This window comes from Holdemanella hominis (assembly GCF_014306155.1).
GTDB classification, from domain to species: Bacteria; Bacillota_I; Bacilli_A; order Erysipelotrichales; family Erysipelotrichaceae; genus Holdemanella; species Holdemanella hominis.
In genome coordinates, this window is the sequence record NZ_JACRWH010000008.1 from 16,056 (window position 1) to 36,557 (window position 20,502).

At 34.5% G+C, this 20,502-nt stretch carries 18 protein-coding genes; 16 read left to right on the forward strand and 2 right to left on the reverse strand.

Going from position 1 to position 20,502, the window contains the following annotated elements; genetic code table 11:
* Nucleotides 1-40: 40 nt before the first annotated feature.
* From uppS to rseP, 3 genes are read left to right on the forward strand one after another with little or no spacing between them, the layout of a single operon-like run.
* Nucleotides 41-733, forward strand: a complete 693-nt coding sequence (uppS, locus tag H8911_RS03660; RefSeq protein ID WP_255466273.1) for an undecaprenyl pyrophosphate synthase — start codon at nt 41-43, stop codon at nt 731-733.
* Nucleotides 730-1,497: a phosphatidate cytidylyltransferase gene (locus tag H8911_RS03665; protein WP_117925387.1), complete on the forward strand. Its 768-nt coding sequence runs from the start codon at nt 730-732 to the stop codon at nt 1,495-1,497. The genes uppS and H8911_RS03665 overlap by 4 nt, the downstream gene beginning before the upstream one ends.
* Before the next feature lie 11 nt (nt 1,498-1,508).
* Complete coding sequence (gene rseP, locus H8911_RS03670; protein WP_186998736.1) at nt 1,509-2,582, forward strand: RIP metalloprotease RseP; 1,074 nt, start codon at nt 1,509-1,511, stop codon at nt 2,580-2,582.
* Nucleotides 2,583-2,626: 44 nt separating this feature from the next.
* On the opposite strand, the gene trhA is transcribed toward rseP, so the two are convergent.
* Nucleotides 2,627-3,283 (reverse strand): PAQR family membrane homeostasis protein TrhA, encoded by a 657-nt coding sequence (gene trhA, locus H8911_RS03675; RefSeq protein ID WP_186998737.1) that lies wholly within the window; start codon nt 3,281-3,283, stop codon nt 2,627-2,629.
* 108 nt (nt 3,284-3,391) lie between these two features.
* Between trhA and H8911_RS03680 the strand changes: the two genes are divergently transcribed.
* The 9 genes from H8911_RS03680 to H8911_RS03720 all read left to right on the forward strand — a co-directional run bounded on the left by H8911_RS03680 (nt 3,392) and on the right by H8911_RS03720 (nt 15,853).
* Complete coding sequence (locus H8911_RS03680; protein WP_186998738.1) at nt 3,392-6,319, forward strand: chromosome segregation protein SMC; 2,928 nt, start codon at nt 3,392-3,394, stop codon at nt 6,317-6,319.
* Entirely contained in the window at nt 6,319-7,278 is a 960-nt protein-coding gene (gene ftsY, locus H8911_RS03685) for a signal recognition particle-docking protein FtsY (RefSeq protein ID WP_117925378.1), read from the forward strand. The genes H8911_RS03680 and ftsY overlap by 1 nt, the downstream gene beginning before the upstream one ends.
* Entirely contained in the window at nt 7,278-7,571 is a 294-nt protein-coding gene (locus H8911_RS03690) for a sigma factor-like helix-turn-helix DNA-binding protein (RefSeq protein ID WP_117925376.1), read from the forward strand. The genes ftsY and H8911_RS03690 overlap by 1 nt, the downstream gene beginning before the upstream one ends.
* 12 nt (nt 7,572-7,583) lie before the next feature.
* Entirely contained in the window at nt 7,584-8,783 is a 1,200-nt protein-coding gene (locus tag H8911_RS03695; RefSeq protein WP_186998739.1) for an acetate/propionate family kinase, read from the forward strand.
* Nucleotides 8,776-9,708, forward strand: coding sequence for a DHH family phosphoesterase (locus H8911_RS03700; RefSeq protein ID WP_117925372.1), 933 nt, complete (start codon nt 8,776-8,778; stop codon nt 9,706-9,708). Before H8911_RS03695 ends, H8911_RS03700 begins: the two co-directional genes overlap by 8 nt.
* A gap of 54 nt (nt 9,709-9,762) precedes the next feature.
* Nucleotides 9,763-12,795, forward strand: coding sequence for a DNA polymerase III subunit alpha (locus tag H8911_RS03705; RefSeq protein ID WP_186998740.1), 3,033 nt, complete (start codon nt 9,763-9,765; stop codon nt 12,793-12,795).
* Between the two features lie 5 nt (nt 12,796-12,800).
* Nucleotides 12,801-13,430 (forward strand): lactate utilization protein, encoded by a 630-nt coding sequence (locus tag H8911_RS03710; protein ID WP_186998741.1) that lies wholly within the window; start codon nt 12,801-12,803, stop codon nt 13,428-13,430.
* A gap of 266 nt (nt 13,431-13,696) precedes the next feature.
* Nucleotides 13,697-14,791, forward strand: a complete 1,095-nt coding sequence (gene metK / locus H8911_RS03715) for a methionine adenosyltransferase (protein WP_186998742.1) — start codon at nt 13,697-13,699, stop codon at nt 14,789-14,791.
* A gap of 192 nt (nt 14,792-14,983) precedes the next feature.
* Nucleotides 14,984-15,853: an NlpC/P60 family protein gene (locus tag H8911_RS03720; RefSeq protein ID WP_255466276.1), complete on the forward strand. Its 870-nt coding sequence runs from the start codon at nt 14,984-14,986 to the stop codon at nt 15,851-15,853.
* Nucleotides 15,854-15,927: 74 nt separating this feature from the next.
* Here H8911_RS03720 and fucO read toward each other — a convergent pair whose 3' ends face one another.
* Nucleotides 15,928-17,091 carry a lactaldehyde reductase gene (gene fucO, locus H8911_RS03725; RefSeq protein WP_117925181.1) on the reverse strand — a complete coding sequence of 388 codons (1,164 nt, stop codon included), beginning with the start codon at nt 17,089-17,091 and terminating at the stop codon, nt 15,928-15,930.
* 158 nt (nt 17,092-17,249) lie between these two features.
* Between fucO and H8911_RS03730 the strand changes: the two genes are divergently transcribed.
* The 4 genes from H8911_RS03730 to H8911_RS03745 are packed head-to-tail and all read left to right on the forward strand — an operon-like array spanning nt 17,250 to nt 20,428.
* Nucleotides 17,250-18,185: an AEC family transporter gene (locus H8911_RS03730; protein ID WP_186998743.1), complete on the forward strand. Its 936-nt coding sequence runs from the start codon at nt 17,250-17,252 to the stop codon at nt 18,183-18,185.
* Between the two features lie 58 nt (nt 18,186-18,243).
* Nucleotides 18,244-18,900: an amino acid ABC transporter permease gene (locus H8911_RS03735; protein WP_117925185.1), complete on the forward strand. Its 657-nt coding sequence runs from the start codon at nt 18,244-18,246 to the stop codon at nt 18,898-18,900.
* Nucleotides 18,901-18,903: 3 nt separating this feature from the next.
* On the forward strand, nt 18,904-19,644 hold the full coding sequence (locus H8911_RS03740; RefSeq protein WP_117925187.1) for an amino acid ABC transporter ATP-binding protein: 741 nt from the start codon (nt 18,904-18,906) through the stop codon (nt 19,642-19,644).
* A gap of 1 nt (nt 19,645) precedes the next feature.
* Complete coding sequence (locus H8911_RS03745; RefSeq protein ID WP_186998744.1) at nt 19,646-20,428, forward strand: transporter substrate-binding domain-containing protein; 783 nt, start codon at nt 19,646-19,648, stop codon at nt 20,426-20,428.
* The last annotated feature ends 74 nt before the right edge of the window (nt 20,429-20,502 follow it).

Sequence of the window (20,502 nt, forward strand, 5' to 3'; positions counted from 1 at the left end):
GTCCAAACTTGATTTGGACTTTTTTAAAAAGGAGGTTTTTATGGCACCAAAAACAGTAGCTATAATTATGGATGGTAATGGTCGTTGGGCCAAAAAAAGAGGCTTACCAAGAACGGCAGGACACAAAAAGGGTGCGGATACAATTCGTACTGTGGCCTTAGCTGCACAAGATATGGGAATTCAAAAATTGATTCTATATGCTTTTTCAACAGAAAACTGGAAAAGACCAGAAGATGAAGTTTCCTATTTATGTAAATTACCAGGATTATTTTTTAATAAATTTATTAATGAATTGATGGAAAAGAACATTCGTGTGACTTTTGCCGGTGAATTAGAAAAATTCCCACAAACAACACAATATGTAATTAATAAGGCTGTAAATATGACTAAGGATAATACTGGATTAGAATTATGTTTAGCCATTAATTACGGTTCGCGAAGAGAAATGTTACTTGGTATGAAAAAATATGCGGATGAGGTTGCTCAAGGTAAACGAGAAAACGATTTAACTGAGGAAGAGTTCTCAAAATATTTATTTGTACCAGAAGACATTGATCTGATGATTCGTACAAGTGGAGAACTTCGTATTTCGAATTATTTGTTGTGGCAACTCGCCTATGCGGAATTAATTTTTACACCAGTCGCATGGCCTGATTTTGATGAAAAAGCATTAAAAGATTGTCTAGACGAATTCGCTTCAAGAGATCGCAGATTTGGAGGCTTAACTTCATGAAACAAAGAATAATTACCGCTATAGGTATCATTCTTGTTGTAGCACTACCAGTAGCTCTTGGAGGATATTGGTTAGAATCTCTTGCCTTATTTATTGTTTGTGCAGGTGCATATGAATGGATGCATATTCAGCCACATTTTAAAAGCTGGCCTAAATATGTTCTTCCACTCAGTGCTTTAGCTGTCGTTTTAACAAGGGTTTTACCGGATAAATACTTTTTCGTTGTTATGACACTGATTGTTGTATTCTTATGGAGTCTTGTTGTTTTTGTTGAAAACTACTCAATCATAGATTCCTTTGTGTGTATTTCATATGTTACAATTTTCTCCCTTGTTTATCATGCGGTAGGACAAATCGCAAACGTACATCAGTACCTATGGACGATTGTTTTTGCTACATATGGAAGTGATACAGGAGCTTATTTTGTGGGTCGAGCTATTGGAAAGCACAAAATGAATCCTAGGATCTCACCTAAAAAGAGTTGGGAAGGTTTTGTGGGAGGAATTGTATTTGGTTCTGTATTAAGTTTTGTGGTTAGTTTTAGCTACGTATCAAACTTAAACCCAGTTTTAAATACATTCTTATGTTTAGTATGTCCTATTACTGCAGAACTTGGAGATTTGTGTTTTAGTGCTATTAAACGTCATTTTGCTGTAAAAGACTTTTCTAATCTTTTACCAGGGCATGGTGGTGTTTTAGATCGTGTAGATTCACTATTATTAAATATCATGGTATTTAGTGTTTTATATACAATCATTCTCTAAGGGGGATTTGAATGGATTTTATTATAGGTATAATAGCATTTGTCGTGATGCTAAGTGTGATTGTCATTTTACATGAGTTAGGACATTTTTTAGTTGCTAAACATTTTGGGGTTTACTGTAAAGAATTTTCTATTGGTATGGGACCATGTCTTTATCAAAAACAAGGAAAAGAGACTGCTTTTTCAATTCGCGCTATTCCTTTTGGCGGCTATGTAATGATGGCTGGTGAAGAAGATGGCTCACAAAGCGAAGAAGATAGCTGGCTAAAGGATGTTCCGGAAAATAGACGTTTAAACGGTATTGAAAAATGGAAACAAGTCTGCATCATGATTGCTGGTATTATGATGAATATTTTATTGGCATGGATCATATATATGGGTGTGGCCTTAGCTCAAGGCTATGTAATAGAAGACGCAAAACCAGTTGTCTATGTAGTCGAAGAGGATTCTGTGGCACAAAAAGCAGGTCTAGAAAAAAATGATTACATCGTTAAAGTTCAAAGTGAGGATGGAAACAGCATTCAGCCTAAAACACAATATGAAATTTTAGAGTTTATTCAATATCATCATGATACATTGACCTTAACTGTAAAGCGTGATGGCACAACATTTGAAACTACGCTAACTCCATCTTATGATAAGGATATGGAAGGCTATACACTTGGCTATAAGGCGATTGCATATGCGAAGAAGATTCCTTGGTATCAATCTTTATGGGTTGGCTGTCAAAATACCTGGGATAGTGCAACAACTATATTTAAATCTTTGAATATGATCATTCATGGACAGGGATTAGAAAACTTATCAGGTCCCGTTGGCATTTTAAATGTTACTAGCAAATCTGTACAATATGGATTGGACATGTATTTTAACTTGTTTGCGCTGATTTCATTAAATATTGGAATCTTTAATGCTATTCCCATTCCAGCACTTGATGGGGGAAGAATCTTGATTTTATTGATTGAAAAACTAATTGGACGAAAAGTTTCTACAAAAGTAGTAGAAAATATCATCATGGTAAGTTTTGTACTCTTGATGTTGCTGTTTTTATACGCAACATATAATGATATCGTACGATTGTTTTAAAAAAAGAACCTATATTTTGGAAATTCCAAGATATAGGTTCTTTTCTACATAAAGTATAGGATAGCTAATAAGTGACAAATACTAGCTAAAATGATGAAGATATGCCATACAAAATGAAAATATCTTTTTTGTGGTTTTGAATAAAAGAAAGTACCCATGGTGTACATAACACCACCTAAGGCAATCAAAATGATAAATATAGGTTGAGTTTCTTTGATTAGCGTAGGAAAGATAAAGATAGCTAACCAACCCATGACCATATAGATTACCATTGAAAGTTTAGGATAACTTTTCGTCGCAATCGATTTCAATAAGATTCCTGCAATTACCATAATCCATTCGATAGCTAAAATTGTATATCCTTTCCAGTTGTTCATAAGATTTAGACAAATGGGCGTATAAGTTCCTGCAATAGCCAATAAGATCATAATGTGATCTAATTTTCTAAATACATATTTGTGTGTTGTCTCATGTGGCATGCTGTGGTAAAGACAAGACCCTGTAAACATAAAGAGCAGACAAATCAAGAATACCGCTGTTCCAAATGTTTTGATTGCTCCGCCTTGTAAATAGGCACGAACACTATAGTATGGAAGTGCAAATAGAATCAAAAGTGCCATAACTCCATGTGTGATACAGTTTCCTACTTCTTCACCAAAACAAAGTGGATAAACATACCTCATACTATCTTTCTTATTCATACACGTACTATAACATAATAATAAATAATATACAATCTAGAAATGGATACTAGATATATTTTATGTGATTTTTTTGATATAATACACTAGTTAGAGTGGAGGGTCTTGATGTTTTTAAAACGTATTGAATTACAAGGCTTTAAAAGCTTTGCAGATAAAACAGTGATTCAATTTGATCAAGATATTACAGGCATTGTAGGACCAAACGGATGTGGTAAAAGTAATGTGAATGATGCCATTCGTTGGGTGCTAGGTGAACAGAGTGTTAAATCACTTCGTTCAGGTACTAATATGTCAGATATTATCTTCTCAGGAAGTGAATATAGAAAACCTGTAAACATGGCACGCGTTACATTGGTATTTGATAATTCAACACGTGTTTTTGATTCGGATTTTGATGAAATCGAAATAACACGACAAATTTTACGTGCCAATAATGAAGCAAGTTATTTTATAAATAAAACACCATGCCGATTAAAAGATATTAATGATTTAGTCATGGATACAGGATTAGGCAAAGATTCCTTAAGTATAATTACGCAGGGAAATATTTCTTCTTTTGCGGATGCAAAGCCAGAAGATAGACGTTCTTTATTTGAGGAGGCTGCGGGTGTCGCAAAGTATAAAAAGAGAAAAAAGGTGTCATTGTCTAAATTAGAGCAGACAAAAGAAAATCTAGATCGTTTGCAGGATATTCTAGATGAGCTTGAAAGACAAATTGGACCTTTGGAAAAACAAGCTAAAAAGGCAGAAAAATATATTTCTTTAAGAGATAAACTATCTAAAATTGAAATTAGTGTATTGGTTGAGGATATTGATCAATATAATGATAAAATCAATCAGATCAATAAAGAATTGTTTGATATCCAAGCTATGCATACATCAGAAAATGCGGAGCTTTTAAAGCAGGAAAATCGCTTAGAAAGCATTCGAAAAGAAATGTATGCTCTAGATAAACAAATCAATGAGCTGCAAGGAAAATACACAAAGGCGATGGAAGAAAATTATCAGCTTGAAAGACGTAAAATCGAGCAGGATGAAAAGCGAAAGTATATGTTGCAGGTAGCGGATAAACAAGCTCGTCAAAAAGAATTGCAGGCTATGCTTGAAGAAGCACGATTCGAATATCAGGATCGTCATCAACGTTTGATGCAGACGCAACAAGATTTAAATAACCGTCGTAATATTGTGAATGATTTGAAAACAAAAATTTCTAAGGCTCGTTATGAATCGGATCAGGCAAACAATATCTTGATACAGCTACAAAATCGTAGACAAGTATTGGAAAATATGATGAAGCAGCCATTTGCTCATCAACAAGGTGTGCGTTCCGTAATGCAGGCAAAAAACTCTTTATCTGGCGTTTATGGAGTTGTCAGTGAATTGTTGATTGCACATACCGATAAAGCATTGGCGGTAAATGCAGCATTAGGTGGAAGTATCTATCAAATCATCACTAAAAATGAGGCAGATGCAAGAAATGCCATTTCATTCTTGAAACGAAACCGTAGTGGACGCGCAACTTTCTTACCATTAAGTGTATGTCATCCTAGAAAAATGAATGAACAAGTGATCACGGTTGCTTCAACAAGTCCAGGCTTTTTAGGCTTTGCGAGTGAATGTGTTGACTGTAAAGAGATCTTTGATCCCGTTAAAGAACGATTGCTTGGTAATGTGATTGTGGTGGATACATTGCAGAATGCGAATGAAACCGCGAAACGTTTACGTTATGCATATAAAATTGTTACACTAGACGGTGATATCGTACATACAGGTGGTAGTATGACGGGTGGTGTTACGAAGAATCAAAGTACACCGGTCACAATGCGTCAGGAATTAGAAACAATCAATTCAAAAATTGAAGGGCAAAAAATCAAAGCCGACAATTGTTTGGATGAAACAGAGATTCTTACGCAGAAACTTCAAAAAGAAAATGATGCGATTGTAACTTTACAGATTGAATTGGCTAAGTTAGAAAATATTTATGCGACTAAAAAGGCAAAATACGATTCAATTTTAACTGAATATCAGGAGTTAGGTGTAGATATTGAAGATAGTGGTGAATTAGCACAAGATGATCTTGTTGTACAAATGTCTAAGATGCATGCCGTATTGGATTCATTGTCTTTAGAGATTCAAAGCTTGCGTCAGACTCGTTTTGATAAAGGAAATGAAGCAGAACAACTTGAAAATCAGATTCGTTTAGTTCGTAGAGAAATGAGTTCTAAACAATCGCAGATCCATAACTATGAAATGGAAGTTGTGAAAATCAAAACGCAGTTAGAGAACGCGTTGAATCGCTTAAGCACAGATTATGAAATGACATATGAGTATGCGTTAACTAAAAAAGAAGATGTCGAAATCGAAAGAGCTAAAGAAGAGGTTATTCAACTTCGTCAAGCCATTTCTCGTTTGGGAAATGTGAATTTGGATGCACCGAACGAATATAAAGAAGTCAAAGAACGTTTTGATTTTATGACAAGCCAAAAAGAAGATTTAGAAAAGGCAAGTCAACAAATATTGGCAGCCATTGATGAGATGGACAAGACAATGATCAGTCAATTTACTGAGATGTTTAATAAAATTAATGCTGAACTAGATGGCGTATTCAAGGCTATGTTTGGTGGAGGACGTGCTAGCCTTTCCATGGTGGATCCAGAAGACGTATTGAATACGGGTATTGATATTGATGTTCAGCCTCCTGGAAAAATGGTTAAAAATATCCAGACATTCTCGGGTGGAGAAAAAGCTTTGATTGCGATTAGTGTATTGTTTGCGATATTGAAGGCTCGTACAATGCCTTTATGTATCTTTGATGAGGTAGAAGCAGCATTAGACCAGGCAAATGTTGAGCGTTTTGCTCGTTATTTATCTCATTATCGTGGTCAATCTCAATTTATTGCGGTAACACATAGACCAGGAACTATGGAACAGTGCGATACGTTATATGGGGTTACAATGCAAAAAGATGGTGTTAGTAAAGTGTTAAAAGTTCAATTGAAAGATGCAGTACATATAGCTAAGGAGGAAAAGTAATGTCGGTCTTTTCGAAAATAAAAGAAGCTTTCGTAAAAAGTGAAGATAAAGATAAATATTTATCAGGCCTTGATCGTTCAAAGAAAAGCTTTGGAGATCGTATGCGTGCTTTATCCAATAACTTTCATGGAATTGATGATGACCTATTAGAGCAAATTATGGTTATTCTACTTGAGAGTGATGTGGGTATTCATACAGCACAAAAAATTGTGGATGCGTTTGAATCAAATGGAAAACATGTTAAAGAATATGATTCCATGTTAGATTATTTGGTTTCAATTCTTTATGATTTCTATGATGAATCAAACGACGAACCAATTAAAATGAATGAAGAAGGTCCAACAGTTATTTTAATGGTTGGTGTAAATGGTAGTGGTAAGACAACTACAAGTGCAAAATTAATTCAATATTATAAGGAACAAGGTAAGAAAGTTGCGGTTGCTGCAGCCGACACATTCCGTGCTGGAGCCATTGATCAAATTGATACTTGGGCAACACGTTTAGGTGTTCATTGTGTTAAAGGAAAAATGAACCAAGACCCAAGTTCCGTATTAGTTGATGCTTGTCGTTATGCCAAAGAAAATGATGTTGATATTTTGATTTGCGATACAGCGGGTCGTTTACAAAATAAAACAAACTTGATGAATGAATTAAGTAAGATGCACCGTGTTGTACAAAGAGAAATTGAGGGAGCACCACAAGAAGTCTGGTTAGTTTTAGATGCGACAACAGGTCAAAACGGTATTTCACAGGCAAAAGTATTCTTGGAAGCAACTGATGTAACAGGTATCGTTTTAACGAAGATGGATGGTACGGCAAAAGGTGGAGTTGTACTCGCAATTCGTGATCTATTACACTTACCAGTTCGTTTCCTAGGTCTAGGAGAAAAGCCTGCTGATTTAAGACCATTTGATATCAATGCCTTCTTGATGGGAATCACAAAGGGTATGGAAGAATAATGATTTCAAAATTAGATGCGAATGATTTATTAGATGTGTATGGAGAATTGTTGACAGAACGTCAAAGAGAGATATTATCTCTTTACTATGAGGAAGATTTCTCTTATACTGAAATAAGTGAGGAACTAGAGATTTCTCGTGCAGCCGCGATGGATTCGGTACATCGAGCTACGAAATTACTGGAAAAATATGAAGCAGCGATTGGTTATGTTGCTAAGAAAAAATTATTGGATTCATGGATTCTACATCATGAAGATGTTGAACAAATCGAAATATTAAAAGAAATTTTTTAGGAGGATCAAAAAATGTCGATTGTTATGAGTGTTAATGCAGGAAGTTCGTCTTTGAAATTCCAAGTTTTCAAAATGCCAGAAGAAGAAGTTCTAGCTCAAGGAAACGTAGAACGTATTGGTTTAAACGATTCTATCTTTGGAATGAAAGCCAATGGAGAAAAAATTGAAGAGATCTTAGATATCAAAGATCATGCAGTAGCTGTAAAAAAATTAATGGAAGCATTAATTGAACACAAAGTTGTAAATAGTTTAGAAGATATCAAAGCGATTGGTCATCGTGTTGTTCATGGTGGAGAATATTTCTCTCATTCAGTACCTGTAGATGCTGATGTTGAAGCTAAAGTAGAAGAATTATGTGTATTAGCTCCATTACACAACCCAGCTGCATTAGTTGGATATCGTTCATTTAGAGATGCTTTACCAGAGTGTAAACACACATTCGTATTTGATACAGCATTCCACCAAAGTATGCCAGAAGAAAACTATATTTTCCCTCTTCCATATGAATATTATACTAACGATAAAGTACGTCGTTATGGTGCTCATGGAACAAGTCATGAATATTTGACAAAACGTTTGGCTGAGCTTCAAGGAAAAACACAAGAAGAAATGAATATCATCACTTGCCACTTAGGAAATGGTGCTAGTATTACAGCTGTTAAAAATGGTAAATCATATAAAACATCAATGGGATTCACACCTCTTGGAGGAATCATGATGGGAACTCGTTGTGGAGATATTGACCCTGCAATCGTTCCATTCTTAGAAAATAAATATGGATATACACCAGATGAAATGGATACAATCATGAATAAAAAATCGGGTATGTTAGGTGTAAGTGGAATCTCTAGTGATGGTCGAGACATTGAAGCAGCTATCAAAGAAGGAAACCCACGTGCTATTTTAACTCAAAACGTATATGTAAATCGTATTGTCGAAGTTGTATCAGGATACTACGGATTAATGGGTGGTGCTGATGCGATTGTTTTTGCGGGTGGTATCGGTGAAAATGACTGTGCAATGCGTCAAAGAATCTGTGATGGATTATCAGCATTTGGCGTTGTTGTAAAACCAGAAGACAACGATGGAGTTCGTGGCGTTGAAAAATTATTAAGTGCTCCTGAATCAAAAATGCAAGTTTGGTTATTGCCAACAAATGAAGAATTAGTCATTGCACGTGATGCTTACAAGGATTTGATGGCTAATGCCTAATGATATTTTAGAAAGCGTAAAAGATTTTAATACAATCACAATCTTTCGCCATGTTTTTGCTGACATGGATGCGATAGGATCACAATTTGGCTTAAAGTATTATTTAGAAAGTGCCTATCCGAATAAAAAAATCTATTGTTTAGGTAATGATTGTCCAGTTTCACAAAGAAACAACGTGCATATGGATGTTGTAGATGATGAAGTAGTAGCTTCCAGCTTAGCAATTGTTTTAGATACTTCAAATGCTGCACGCATTGATGATGACAGGTATCAATTGGCAAAAAAATCAATTCGTATTGATCATCACGTACAAGTAGAAACAATTTGTGATGAAGAATGGATTGATGATAAGGCAAGTGCCACATGTGAGTTATTAGCTTTGTATTTACAAGAAAAAAAGGCTAACATTCCTCTACAAAGTTCTCTGATGTTATATCTTGGATTAACAGCGGACAATATTCGTTTTACGACAAATAATGTTCGTCCAGCTACATTTGATGCCGCAAAATATTTATTTGAACAAGGTGTAGATGTCACAAAAGTGGAACAATTGAACTTTTCAAAATCCATGGAAGACTATAAATATGAAACTGTTGTACGTAATCATACAGTGTTTAAAAACAAGTTCCTTTATTCAATTCTAGAATGTGAAGATTATGAAGAATTTGGTTTAAGCTTTACAGATGCGAAAGACAAAGTCTATTGTTTAGCAGGTATCGATTGTGTTGAAATGTGGGCATTGTTTACGCGTATGGAAGATCGTGTACATTATAGTGCGTCTTTACGTTCAAGAAATATTCCAATTCGTGATGTTGCTATGGAATTTGGTGGCGGTGGTCACGAATGTGCAAGTGGAATCAAAAACTTAACACGTGATCAAGTCAATCAAATTATTGAAATTTTATCAAATCGAGAGGTAGCTTAATAAGCTATCTCTTTTTCTTATGGTATAATATTTTAGAAAGAAAGGTGGGATTTCATGGTTCACTTACATATGCGAAGTTCATACTCTTTACTTGAATCACCTATTCGTTTAGAAAATATGATTCTTCATCAAAAACAACTTGGATTCAACCATGTATGTTTGACCGATCATAATGTGATGTATGGAACGATGGAGTTCTATCAATTGTGCAAAAAGCACAATATACATCCGATTATTGGTTTAGAAGTTGATTCCATCTATAATGATGAGCCATTTCATTTTATTCTTCTAGCGAAGAATGATATGGGTCTACAGAATTTATATAAATTAAGTTCGATCATAAAAGAAAATGTATCTTTTGAAGAAGTTATAAAGTATGCCAAAGATTGTGTGGTATTAACTTCCAGCGACGGAAAAGATACATTCAGTGCATATATTGAACATCAAGATTTAGAAAAGCTAAGTGCATTTGTAGAATTGTGTAAAAAATCTTTTTCAGATTTCTATATTTCTGTATCTATGAATGATTCGGGTAAAAAAAGAGCCGATAATCGAATTTTAAAACAACTTGATTGTAAACGTGTGGCTCTATCTCGAATTCTGTATGAGAATAGTGAAGACGTGAAATCTTTACAAATATTAAGGGCTATTGCCAAACAAACAAATATTGAAAATCAAGGTTTGGACGTACAATTTCAAAGATATTTAAGAAGTCCACAGGAAATGGAAGTGTTGTATGATGAAAGTGAATTGATCGCTACAGAAGAAATCGCAAGAATGTGCAATATTCAAATGGCTTTTCAAAAGTCCAAGCTTCCTGTATTTAAAAATAAACTTCAAATTGATTCGAGGGACTATTTGATCAAACTCTGTAAGAAGGGGTTAGAAAAACGTTTAAATGGGAATTTAAATCCTACCTATATCAAACGTTTAGAATATGAATTAAATGTCATAGTCACTATGGGATTTACCGATTATTTTTTGATTGTATGGGATTTTATTCGATATGCCAGAAGTCAAGACATATTTGTAGGTCCAGGGCGTGGTAGTGCAGCCGGTTCTTTAGTAGCTTATTGTTTAGGTATTACACATATTGATCCAATTCAGAATAATTTATTGTTTGAAAGATTTCTAAATCCATCACGTGTTTCCATGCCGGATATCGATACGGATTTTCCAGATGATAGAAGAGATGAAGTGATTCAGTATGTTCGTGAATTATATGGTTATGATCATGTCAGTCATATTGTGACTTTTAATACTTTGCAGGCAAGACAAGCCATTCGTGATGTAGGGCGTGTCATGAATATTCCGGCAAGAATCGTGGATGAACTTTCTAAGATGTTAAAGAATACACCTAAAATTACGTTGATGCAGGCCTATAATGAGAATGTTTTATTTCGAAAAAGGATTCAGTCAGATCAAAAATTAACTGAATTATTTAAGATGTGTGTAAACGTTGAAGGATTACCAAGACATACATCTTTACATGCGGCAGGAATTGTTCTTTCAGATCAGCCTATTGTGAATGTTTGTCCACTTGTCAGTGTCGATGGAGATATTCAGGCTACACAATTTACAGCGGAATATCAAGAAGATTTGGGCTTGATTAAAATGGATTTTTTGGGCATTCGTAATTTAACGACGATTCATGAGATTGTCACAAATCTAAAAGAACAAAAACATATTTCTTTGGATATGATGAAAATCAATTTAAAGGATGCGAAAACATATCAATTATTATCGTTTGGAAACACATTAGGTGTATTTCAATTGGAATCTAGTGGAATTACGTCTTTACTACAAAAGATACAACCCAACAAATTTGAAGATATCAGTGTTGTACTTGCTTTATATCGTCCTGGAGCGATGCAGCATATTGATACATATATTGAAAGAAAAAAGGATCCTTCAAAAGTCGTGTATCCTCATCCTTTACTAGAACCAATCTTAAAGGAAACCTATGGTATCATGATTTATCAGGAGCAAGTTATGCAGACAGCCCAAGTGATTGGTGGATTTAGCTTGGCACAAGCAGATACACTAAGAAAGGCTATGTCGAAAAAGAAATTGGATGTCATGCAGAATTTAAAAGAGCAATTCATTTTAGGAGCTCGAAAGAAGCGTATTAAGGATTCTGTTTCCAATGAGATATTTTCTATCATGGAACAATTTGCCGGTTATGGATTTAATAAATCACACAGTTATGCCTATAGCTTAGTAGCTTATCAAATGGCTTATTTAAAGGCAAACTATCCTTTATATTTCTATCAGAGCCTTTTAAATAGTGTCATTGGTTCAGGTATAAAAACATCACAATATATTTATGAATGTAAACGAAGAAATATCGTTGTGAATGGGTGTGATATTAATCATTCAAAGGCTTTCTATACGATTGAACAGAATTCAATTCGTATGCCACTACAAGTTTTAAAAGGTGTAGGGAAAACAATTTATCCAACGATTTTAGAACATGCACCATATGCAGATTTATTTGATTTTCTTGCCAAAGCAAGTATGTATAAGATCAATGAATCTACGATTCGAATTTTAATTGATGGCGGAGCATTGGATTGCTTTGGATATAATCGTGCAACTCTTAATGAGAATTTAAGAAAGCTGATTGATTATGTAAATATTGTGCGAATTGAAGATCCGAACAATTTACGTTTCGATTTTAGTATTGTCTCTCGTCCAGGTATTCAAAGAATCAAAGAGAATCCAATACAAAAAGCTCAAAAAGAGCAATATGTGTACGGTTTCTATGTGAGTGAACATCCTGTGCAGTCTTTACGTATGCACAACTATCCAAATTGTATACCATTGTTAAATGCAGTAAATAAAGATGGATATATGAGTATTTTAGTGCGTGTGGCATCTTTTAGAACACATAAGACAAAGAAAGGCGATTGGATGTGCTTTATGAGTGTTGAGGATGAAGCTGGTAAAATGGATGCGGTTATCATGCCTCGTTTGTATGAACAACAAAAAGAAAACATTCAAAAAGATCGTATTTGTCTGATTCAAGGAAAAAAGGATCGACCAACATCGATTGTAGTGAATAAAATAGAATGGATCGAGGTGTAAAAAAAATGATCACAAAACGAAATGATTTATTGTCTAAAAAAGTGATTCAAAGCTTAAAAAACAGACATATGAATGGGTATTATGTGCATTCGAAACAAGAAGCTGTAGATTTGGCATTTGAAATTATGAAGCCGTGCTCAAGTGTAGGCTGGGGAGGCTCAGATACTTTAAATAAGATTGGTATCAAGGAAGAGCTTTATAAAAGAAATTTTAAAGTTATTGATCGAGATCAGGCAAAAGATGCCGAAGAAAAGTACAAGTTGGAAAGAGATTGTTTTTATGCAGACTACTATTTAATGAGTACCAATGCGATGACAGAAGATGGAATTTTAGTCAATATGGATGGGCATTGTAATCGTGTGTCATGTTTATGCTTTGGGCCTAGACATATCATAATGATTGTAGGTATGAATAAGGTGACAAAAGATTTAGATAGTGCAATTTCTAGATTAAGAAATGTGGCTGCACCCATTAATAATCAACGTTTTAGTGGAAACAGACCTTGTCAATTAACAGGTAGTTGTGCAAATTGTTTAGCCCAAGGCTGCATTTGTGACCAATTGGTTATCACAAGAAACAGCATGGAATCCGATCGTATTCATGTCATTTTAGTGGACGAAGTATTAGGATATTAGAATGAAATGGCTATACAATTTAGCCATTTTTTCATATGTGTATAATAATGGTGATGAATTTCTTGCATTATTTGTAGTTTCATGTTTTAATCTTTATGCGTAAAAAAATTATCCAGAGTTGAAGTAGAGAGTTAGCTCGTTGACTTCACGCCAACCTGACAATATGTTAAGGTGGTCCTGCTAACAGCGATAAGAAGTATAAAGATTTGTAACATACTTCTTAAAGTATGTTTTTTTTATGGATAAGCAAGAAAAGAGGAGACAAAATGAAAGACTATATTTTTACAAGTGAAAGTGTTACTGAAGGTCATCCAGATAAAATTTGTGACCAAATTGCCGACGCAATCGTAGATGCTGCATTAGCTCAAGACCCATATTCAAATATGGCTGTTGAATGTACTATTAAAGATGATTTTGTATTAATTTATGGTGAATGTAATACAAAGGCAGAATTGGATTATGAAACAATCGCATTGAATGAAATCAAACGTATTGGATATACAGAAGAATATCATGTACATACTGTTGTAAACCAACAAAGTCCTGAAATTCACAATGCGGTAAACCGTGATGAAGTATGTGCTGGTGACCAAGGTATTATGTTTGGTTATGCATGTGATGAAAATGATGAATACATGCCATTAACTATCTATTATGCACACCTTTTAGCTCGTCAATTGTCAAAAGTTAGAAGACAACACCCAGATTTATTAAAACCAGATGGAAAAACACAGGTATCTGTTGAATATGAAAATGATGAAATCAAACGTATTGATACAATCGTTGTTTCAACTCAACATTCAAAAGATATTACGCAAGAAGAAATTAAAGAATTAATCATGAATGAAGTGATTAAACCTTGCATTGATGAAAAATATTTAGATGAAAACACAAAATATTTCATTAACCCATCTGGAAGCTTCGTTGTTGGTGGATCATGGGGAGATTCAGGAACGACAGGACGTAAAATCGTATGTGATACATATGGTGGACGTGGACGTATTGGAGGAGGATGCTTCTCTAGTAAAGACCCTACGAAAGTAGACCGTAGTGCTGCTTACTACTCTCGTTATGTAGCTAAAAACATTGTTGCCAATGGCTTAGCTCGTCGTTGTGAAGTTGAAGTTGCGTACGCAATTGGTAAAGCACAACCTGTATCTTTATGTGTAGACACTTTTGGAACTGGTAAATTTGATGATGAAAAACTATTAGAAATCGTTAAGAAAAACTTCAATTTTGAAGTAGGAAACATCATTTCCGAATTGGATTTAAGAAAGCCAGTTTACCACAAAACATCATGCTATGGACACTTTGGTGATCCTCAATTTACTTGGGAAAAGGTTAAAAAATTGGAATATTAATCGTTTAGAACTACAAATCTTGTAGTTCTTTTTTTTACTAAAAAGTGCAAATTAATGGGACGAGCTCGTTAATAATGGCAAATTTAAACAAATTAATATGTTAAATTGTGGGAAATACGGGTATTCTTTTGACACTTACGAGAAAATAGTGTAGCTTCTTTAAATGTGTGAGCAATGAGGAGGCCCATAACAATGAAAAAATTAATGCAAGTATTTGCGAGTGTGATGATTGCTACATCTACATTTGGAGGCGTTACAAATGTTGCGGCAAAAGAAAACACAGCAGCTTATAAAATTGAATATCAAGATGCAGATTCAATGCAGTCTGTATTTACAAAAGAATTACATAAAAAATATGCGAATGTAAAATTTAAAAAGAAATCAAAAAATGTATCTGTATATGAATCAAAAAACTACAAGGTAAAAGTAAAAGATTTAGATATAGAAACAGTTGGTAAACAAACTGTTTCTATTGAAGGAAAAAACAAAAATACAAATGAAAAGCACAGTGCTGAAGTAAGTATCAAGGTAGAAGATACAACAGCTCCTGTAATTACTTGTGAGGATACAATCACAGTGGAACAAAATGAAGCATTTGATATCAATCGCTATGTTTCATTAAATGAAGAAGGAACTATGACTGTGACTAAAAATGTAGATACAGCAAATACAGGAACTTTTACAACATCCATTAAAGCGAAAGATAAAGCGGGAAATGTAAGTGAAAAAAATATTACAGTTAATGTAGAAAAAGATTTCTATCAAAGAATTGCCGATGCTGCATTAGCTCAGATTGGTGTTTATCAAGATTGTACAATGTTAGTGACAAATTCACTTGCTGCTGTAGGAATCAATTTCCATGGTGCACCAGCAGCTTATTTAAGTTTAGGAACTTTGACAAACAATCCAGTTCCAGGAGATATTTGTGTCTATCAAGGACATGTAGCATTATATATTGGTAATGGGCAGGCTGTTCATGGTGGATGGTTTGGATGTCAGACAACAATTTATAGTGTTGAATGTAACCAACCATTTATTGGATATGTTCATGTAAATCGTTAATGAGATGAGAGTGATCTCATCTTTTTTTTGCACAGAAAAAAGAAGGCAACTAGATTGCCTTCTAAATGGATGTATTAGTCTCTTCCGTTAAATGCGTATTTATATAAGTCGAAGATCAATTCTTTAGTACATGGACGTGGGTTACCACCTGTACATACGTCAGCCATAGCTGAATCAGTTAATGTAGGTAAGTCTTCTTCTTTAACACCGATTTCTTTTAAGCTTTGAGCAATTCCACAATCTTTACTTAATTGAATAACGGCATCAATAGCTGCTTGACGATATTCTTCTTGAGACATTTCATCAACACCTTCAACTCCCATTACACGAGCGATTTCTCTAAATTTTTCACCAGTGTAATCTTTGTTGAATTCCATAACGTATGGAAGTAATGTAGCACAAGCAACACCGTGAGGGATTCCGTAGAATGCGCTTAATGGGTGAGCCATACCGTGGTCAACACCTAAACCAACGTTAGAGAATGCCATACCTGTCATATATTGTCCTAAAGCCATGTCTTCACGTCCTTTTGGATCGTTAGCACATGCAGCACGTAAGCTTCTTGAAATGATTTCGATAGCTTTTAAGTTTAATGTATCAGCAAGTTCCCAAGCAGCTAAAGTTGTATATCCTTCAATAGCGTGAGTTAATGCGTCAAGACCAGTACTTGCTGTTAAGCCCTTTGGCATACTTGACATCATTTCTGGATCGATAATCGCAACAACTGGAATATCGTGAGCATCTACACAAACGAATTTTCTTTTCTTTTCAGTATCTGTAATTACATAATTGATTGTAGTTTCTGCTGCAGTACCTGCTGTAGTCGCAATAGCGATAACTGGGACAGATTTGTTTTTAGTTGGAGCAACACCTTCCAAGCTAACAACATCTTCAAATTCTGGGTTTGCCAAGATGATTCCAATACCTTTACAAGTATCTTGTGGGCTTCCACCACCAATAGCGATTAAATAGTCTGCACCAGCATCTTTAGCTGCTTGTACACCATTTTTAACTTGTTCAACAGTTGGGTTTGCCTTAACCTCATCATAGATTTCGTAAGGAAGACCAGCTTCATCTAATAAGTCTGTGACTTTAGTAGCTACACCAAATTTGATCAAGTCTTTGTCTGTAACAACTAAACCTTTCTTTAATCCACGTGCTTTAACTTCTGTAACCACTTCTTTGATGGCTCCAGCACCATGATAACTTGTTTCATTTAAAATAAAACGATTTGCCATAAGTATTATTTCCTCCTTATATACTTGTTAATTTCATTTTACGAACTAAACCGCTTACATACAAGTTACAGATTGATAATAATGTCACATATAAGTGTTTTAGTGCATATTGTCCAATATTTGTGCTAAAATTTTAAGAAAGTTTTGGAGGGATTTTTGTGGAAAATTTATTATTTAGCCTAAATGCAACGATTCCCATCTTTCTATTGATGGTTGTCGGTTATTTCTTAAATAAAATCAATGTGTTGGATGACATACTGGCATCGAAATTAAATTCATTTGTCTTTAAAGTATCATTGCCACTATTGTTGTTTGTCGATGTGTCTAAATCTAATTTTAAAGATCTTTGGGATACAAAGTTTGTCGTATTTTGTGTTGTATCTACTCTAATTAGTATTCTATTATCTATATTATTTTCATTGCGATTAAAAGATAAAGCGCTTCAAGGTGAATTTATTCAAGCTTGTTACAGAAGCAGTGCTGCCTTATTAGGACTTGCATTAACATCAAATATTTATCCAGATGTAGGTGTTGCCCCATTGATGTTGATGAGTGTTGTATTTGTTTATAACGTAGTATCTGTTGTGATTCTATCTTTCTTTAAGGCTGAACAATCGAAGGTTGATTATAAGAAAACATTCATTGGAATTTTAAAGAATCCACTAATTCTAGGTATTGTGATAGGTGTACTTGTTAGTATATTACCGTTTAAACTGCCACAAGTCATCAATAAAACAATTTCTATGATTGCAAGTACGGCAACACCACTAGGTTTAATGGCGATGGGAGCTACTTTTGATTTTGATCAGGCGAAAGGAGAATTGAAACCATCTTTATTTTGTACATTTATGAAATTAATTGGTTTTTGTACGATCTTCTTACCAATTGCAGCTTTATTAGGATTCAGAAATCAAGCCTTAGTTGCGATTTTGATTATGTGTGGTTCAAGTACAACCGTATCTGGTTTTGTGATGGCTAAAAGTATGGGACATAAAGGTGTTTTAACATCAAGTGTTGTGATGCTGACAACATTGCTTAGTGCTTTCAGTATTACATTCTGGTTAACGATATTAAAATCGTTTGGATTGATTTAGTTGACCTAAAGTTCACTTTAGGGTGTAGAATAGTATAAAGATTTTAGGGAGGGAAAGAATGGAATTGTTTTTAGAATCATTCCCAAAGATATTTATTTCGGGAATTGTAATGACATTACCTTTGGCAGTCATTTCTTTTGTTCTAGCTATGATATTGGCCATTTTTTGTGCCTTGATACAATATGCGAAAGTTCCGGTTATGAAGTATGTTGTTCAATTCTATATTTGGATATTTAGAGGAACACCTATGCTTGTACAATTATTTATTATGTATTTTGGAATGCAATCGATTGGAGTACGTATTTCAGCTATTACGGCCGCTATTATCGTATTCTCATTAAATACAGGCGCTTATTGTGCAGAAACCATTCGCGGATCGATTGAAAGTGTACCACAAGGACAAATGGAAGCCGGACTATGTGTAGGAATGAGCTATATGCAGATTATGATGCATATTATTTTACCGCAAGCTTTTCGAAGTGCATTTCCATCATTGTTTAATAACTTGATTTCACTTGTAAAAGATACGTCTTTAGCTGCGAATATTACAGTTACAGAAATGTTTATGCAGACCGAAAGGATTGCAGGAAGAACTTATCAATTTATGCAGTTATACATAGAAGTGGCTTTAGTTTATTTGATTTTCTGTACAGTTTTAACTTGGCTGCAAGCTTGGGGTGAAAAGAAGCTGAATTATTATCAGGCAGGGAGATAGAGTATGGCTTTATTAGAAATTAAAGATATTCATAAATCATTTGGGAATTTAAATGTTTTGAATGGAATAGATCTTACGGTCAATAAAGGAGATGTCATTGCGATATTAGGTCCTTCAGGATCGGGTAAGACAACTTTGCTTCGCTGCATTAATTATTTAGAGACAGCTGATGCAGGGACTATGATTTTTAATGGAAAATCTTATGATTTATCGAATACATCAAAGAAGGATGTTGCCCAGCTTAGAAAGTATACGGGATTTGTATTTCAAAATTACAATTTATTTGCGAATAAGACAGCCCTACAAAATGTAACATTAGGTCTTACTGTAGCGCGAAATGTTTCTAAAGAAGAGGCCAATGTGATTGGTATGCAGATGCTTGAAAAAGTAGGAATGAAAGATCTTGCGACTCATTATCCTTCACAATTATCGGGTGGACAACAACAGCGTGTTGCAATCGCAAGAGCTTTGGCAACAAATCCAGACATTATTTATTTTGATGAACCGACTTCAGCTCTTGATCCAGAGTTGATTCAAGAAGTTTTAAGTGTTATGAAAACACTGGCTAATGAAGGAATGACTATGGTTGTGGTCACGCATGAGATGGCTTTCGCGAAGAATGTTTCTAGTCATGTGATTTTAATGGAAAAAGGAAAAATTGTTGAAGAGGGCAGTTCAAAGAATTTCTTTGAAAATCCGAAACAAGAACGAACAAAAGATTTTTTAAGGAAAGAGGAAATGTAAGATGAAAAAATTATTAGCAGGTTTATTAAGTGCAGCTATGACATTTACTTTAGCAGGATGTGGATCTAGTAAGGATCATTTAGCTACGATTCAAGATAAAGGTGAAATCACAATTGGTTTAGAAGGCGATTGGCAGCCATTCTCTTATCATGATAAGGATGATAAATTGATGGGTGTTGATGTGGAAGTCGCTAAGAATATTGCCAAGAAATTAGGTGTAAAAGCCAATATTGTGGAAGGTAAATGGGATGGATTATTAACTGGATTATCAACGGGTACGTATGATTTAGTTATTAATGGTGTCGATATCACAAAGGAAAGAGAAAAGAAATTTGATTTTTCTACACCTTATGCGTATGATCACACAGTCTTAGTTGTTCGTAATGATAATACGACAATTACTTCGTTTGATGATTTAAAAGGAAAGACAACTGCCAATTCGATTGGATCTACTTATATGGAATTGGGTGAAGACTATGGGGCAACTGTAAAAGGTGTTGATGATTTAACGAAATGTATGGATCTTGTAAAAAGTGGTGGTGTGGATGCGACAATCAATGCGGCTACTTCAATCAATGATTATCTTCAGACGACAAAGGATAGTTCATTTAAAATTGTTGATCAATCTAAAGAATCTACCCCCTATGCCATCCCAATGGTAAAAGGGGATGATAATGCCTCTTTAAAGAAAGCTGTAAATAAGGCTTTAAAAGAACTAAAAGAAGATGGAACTTTATCTAAGATTTCTATCAAGTATTTTGGTGAGGATCTAACGAAAGAATAAGCGGCTATGCCGTTTTTCTTTTTGCTTGAAATATAAAAATAATTTATAACTAGATATAAATAAATAGAATTTGA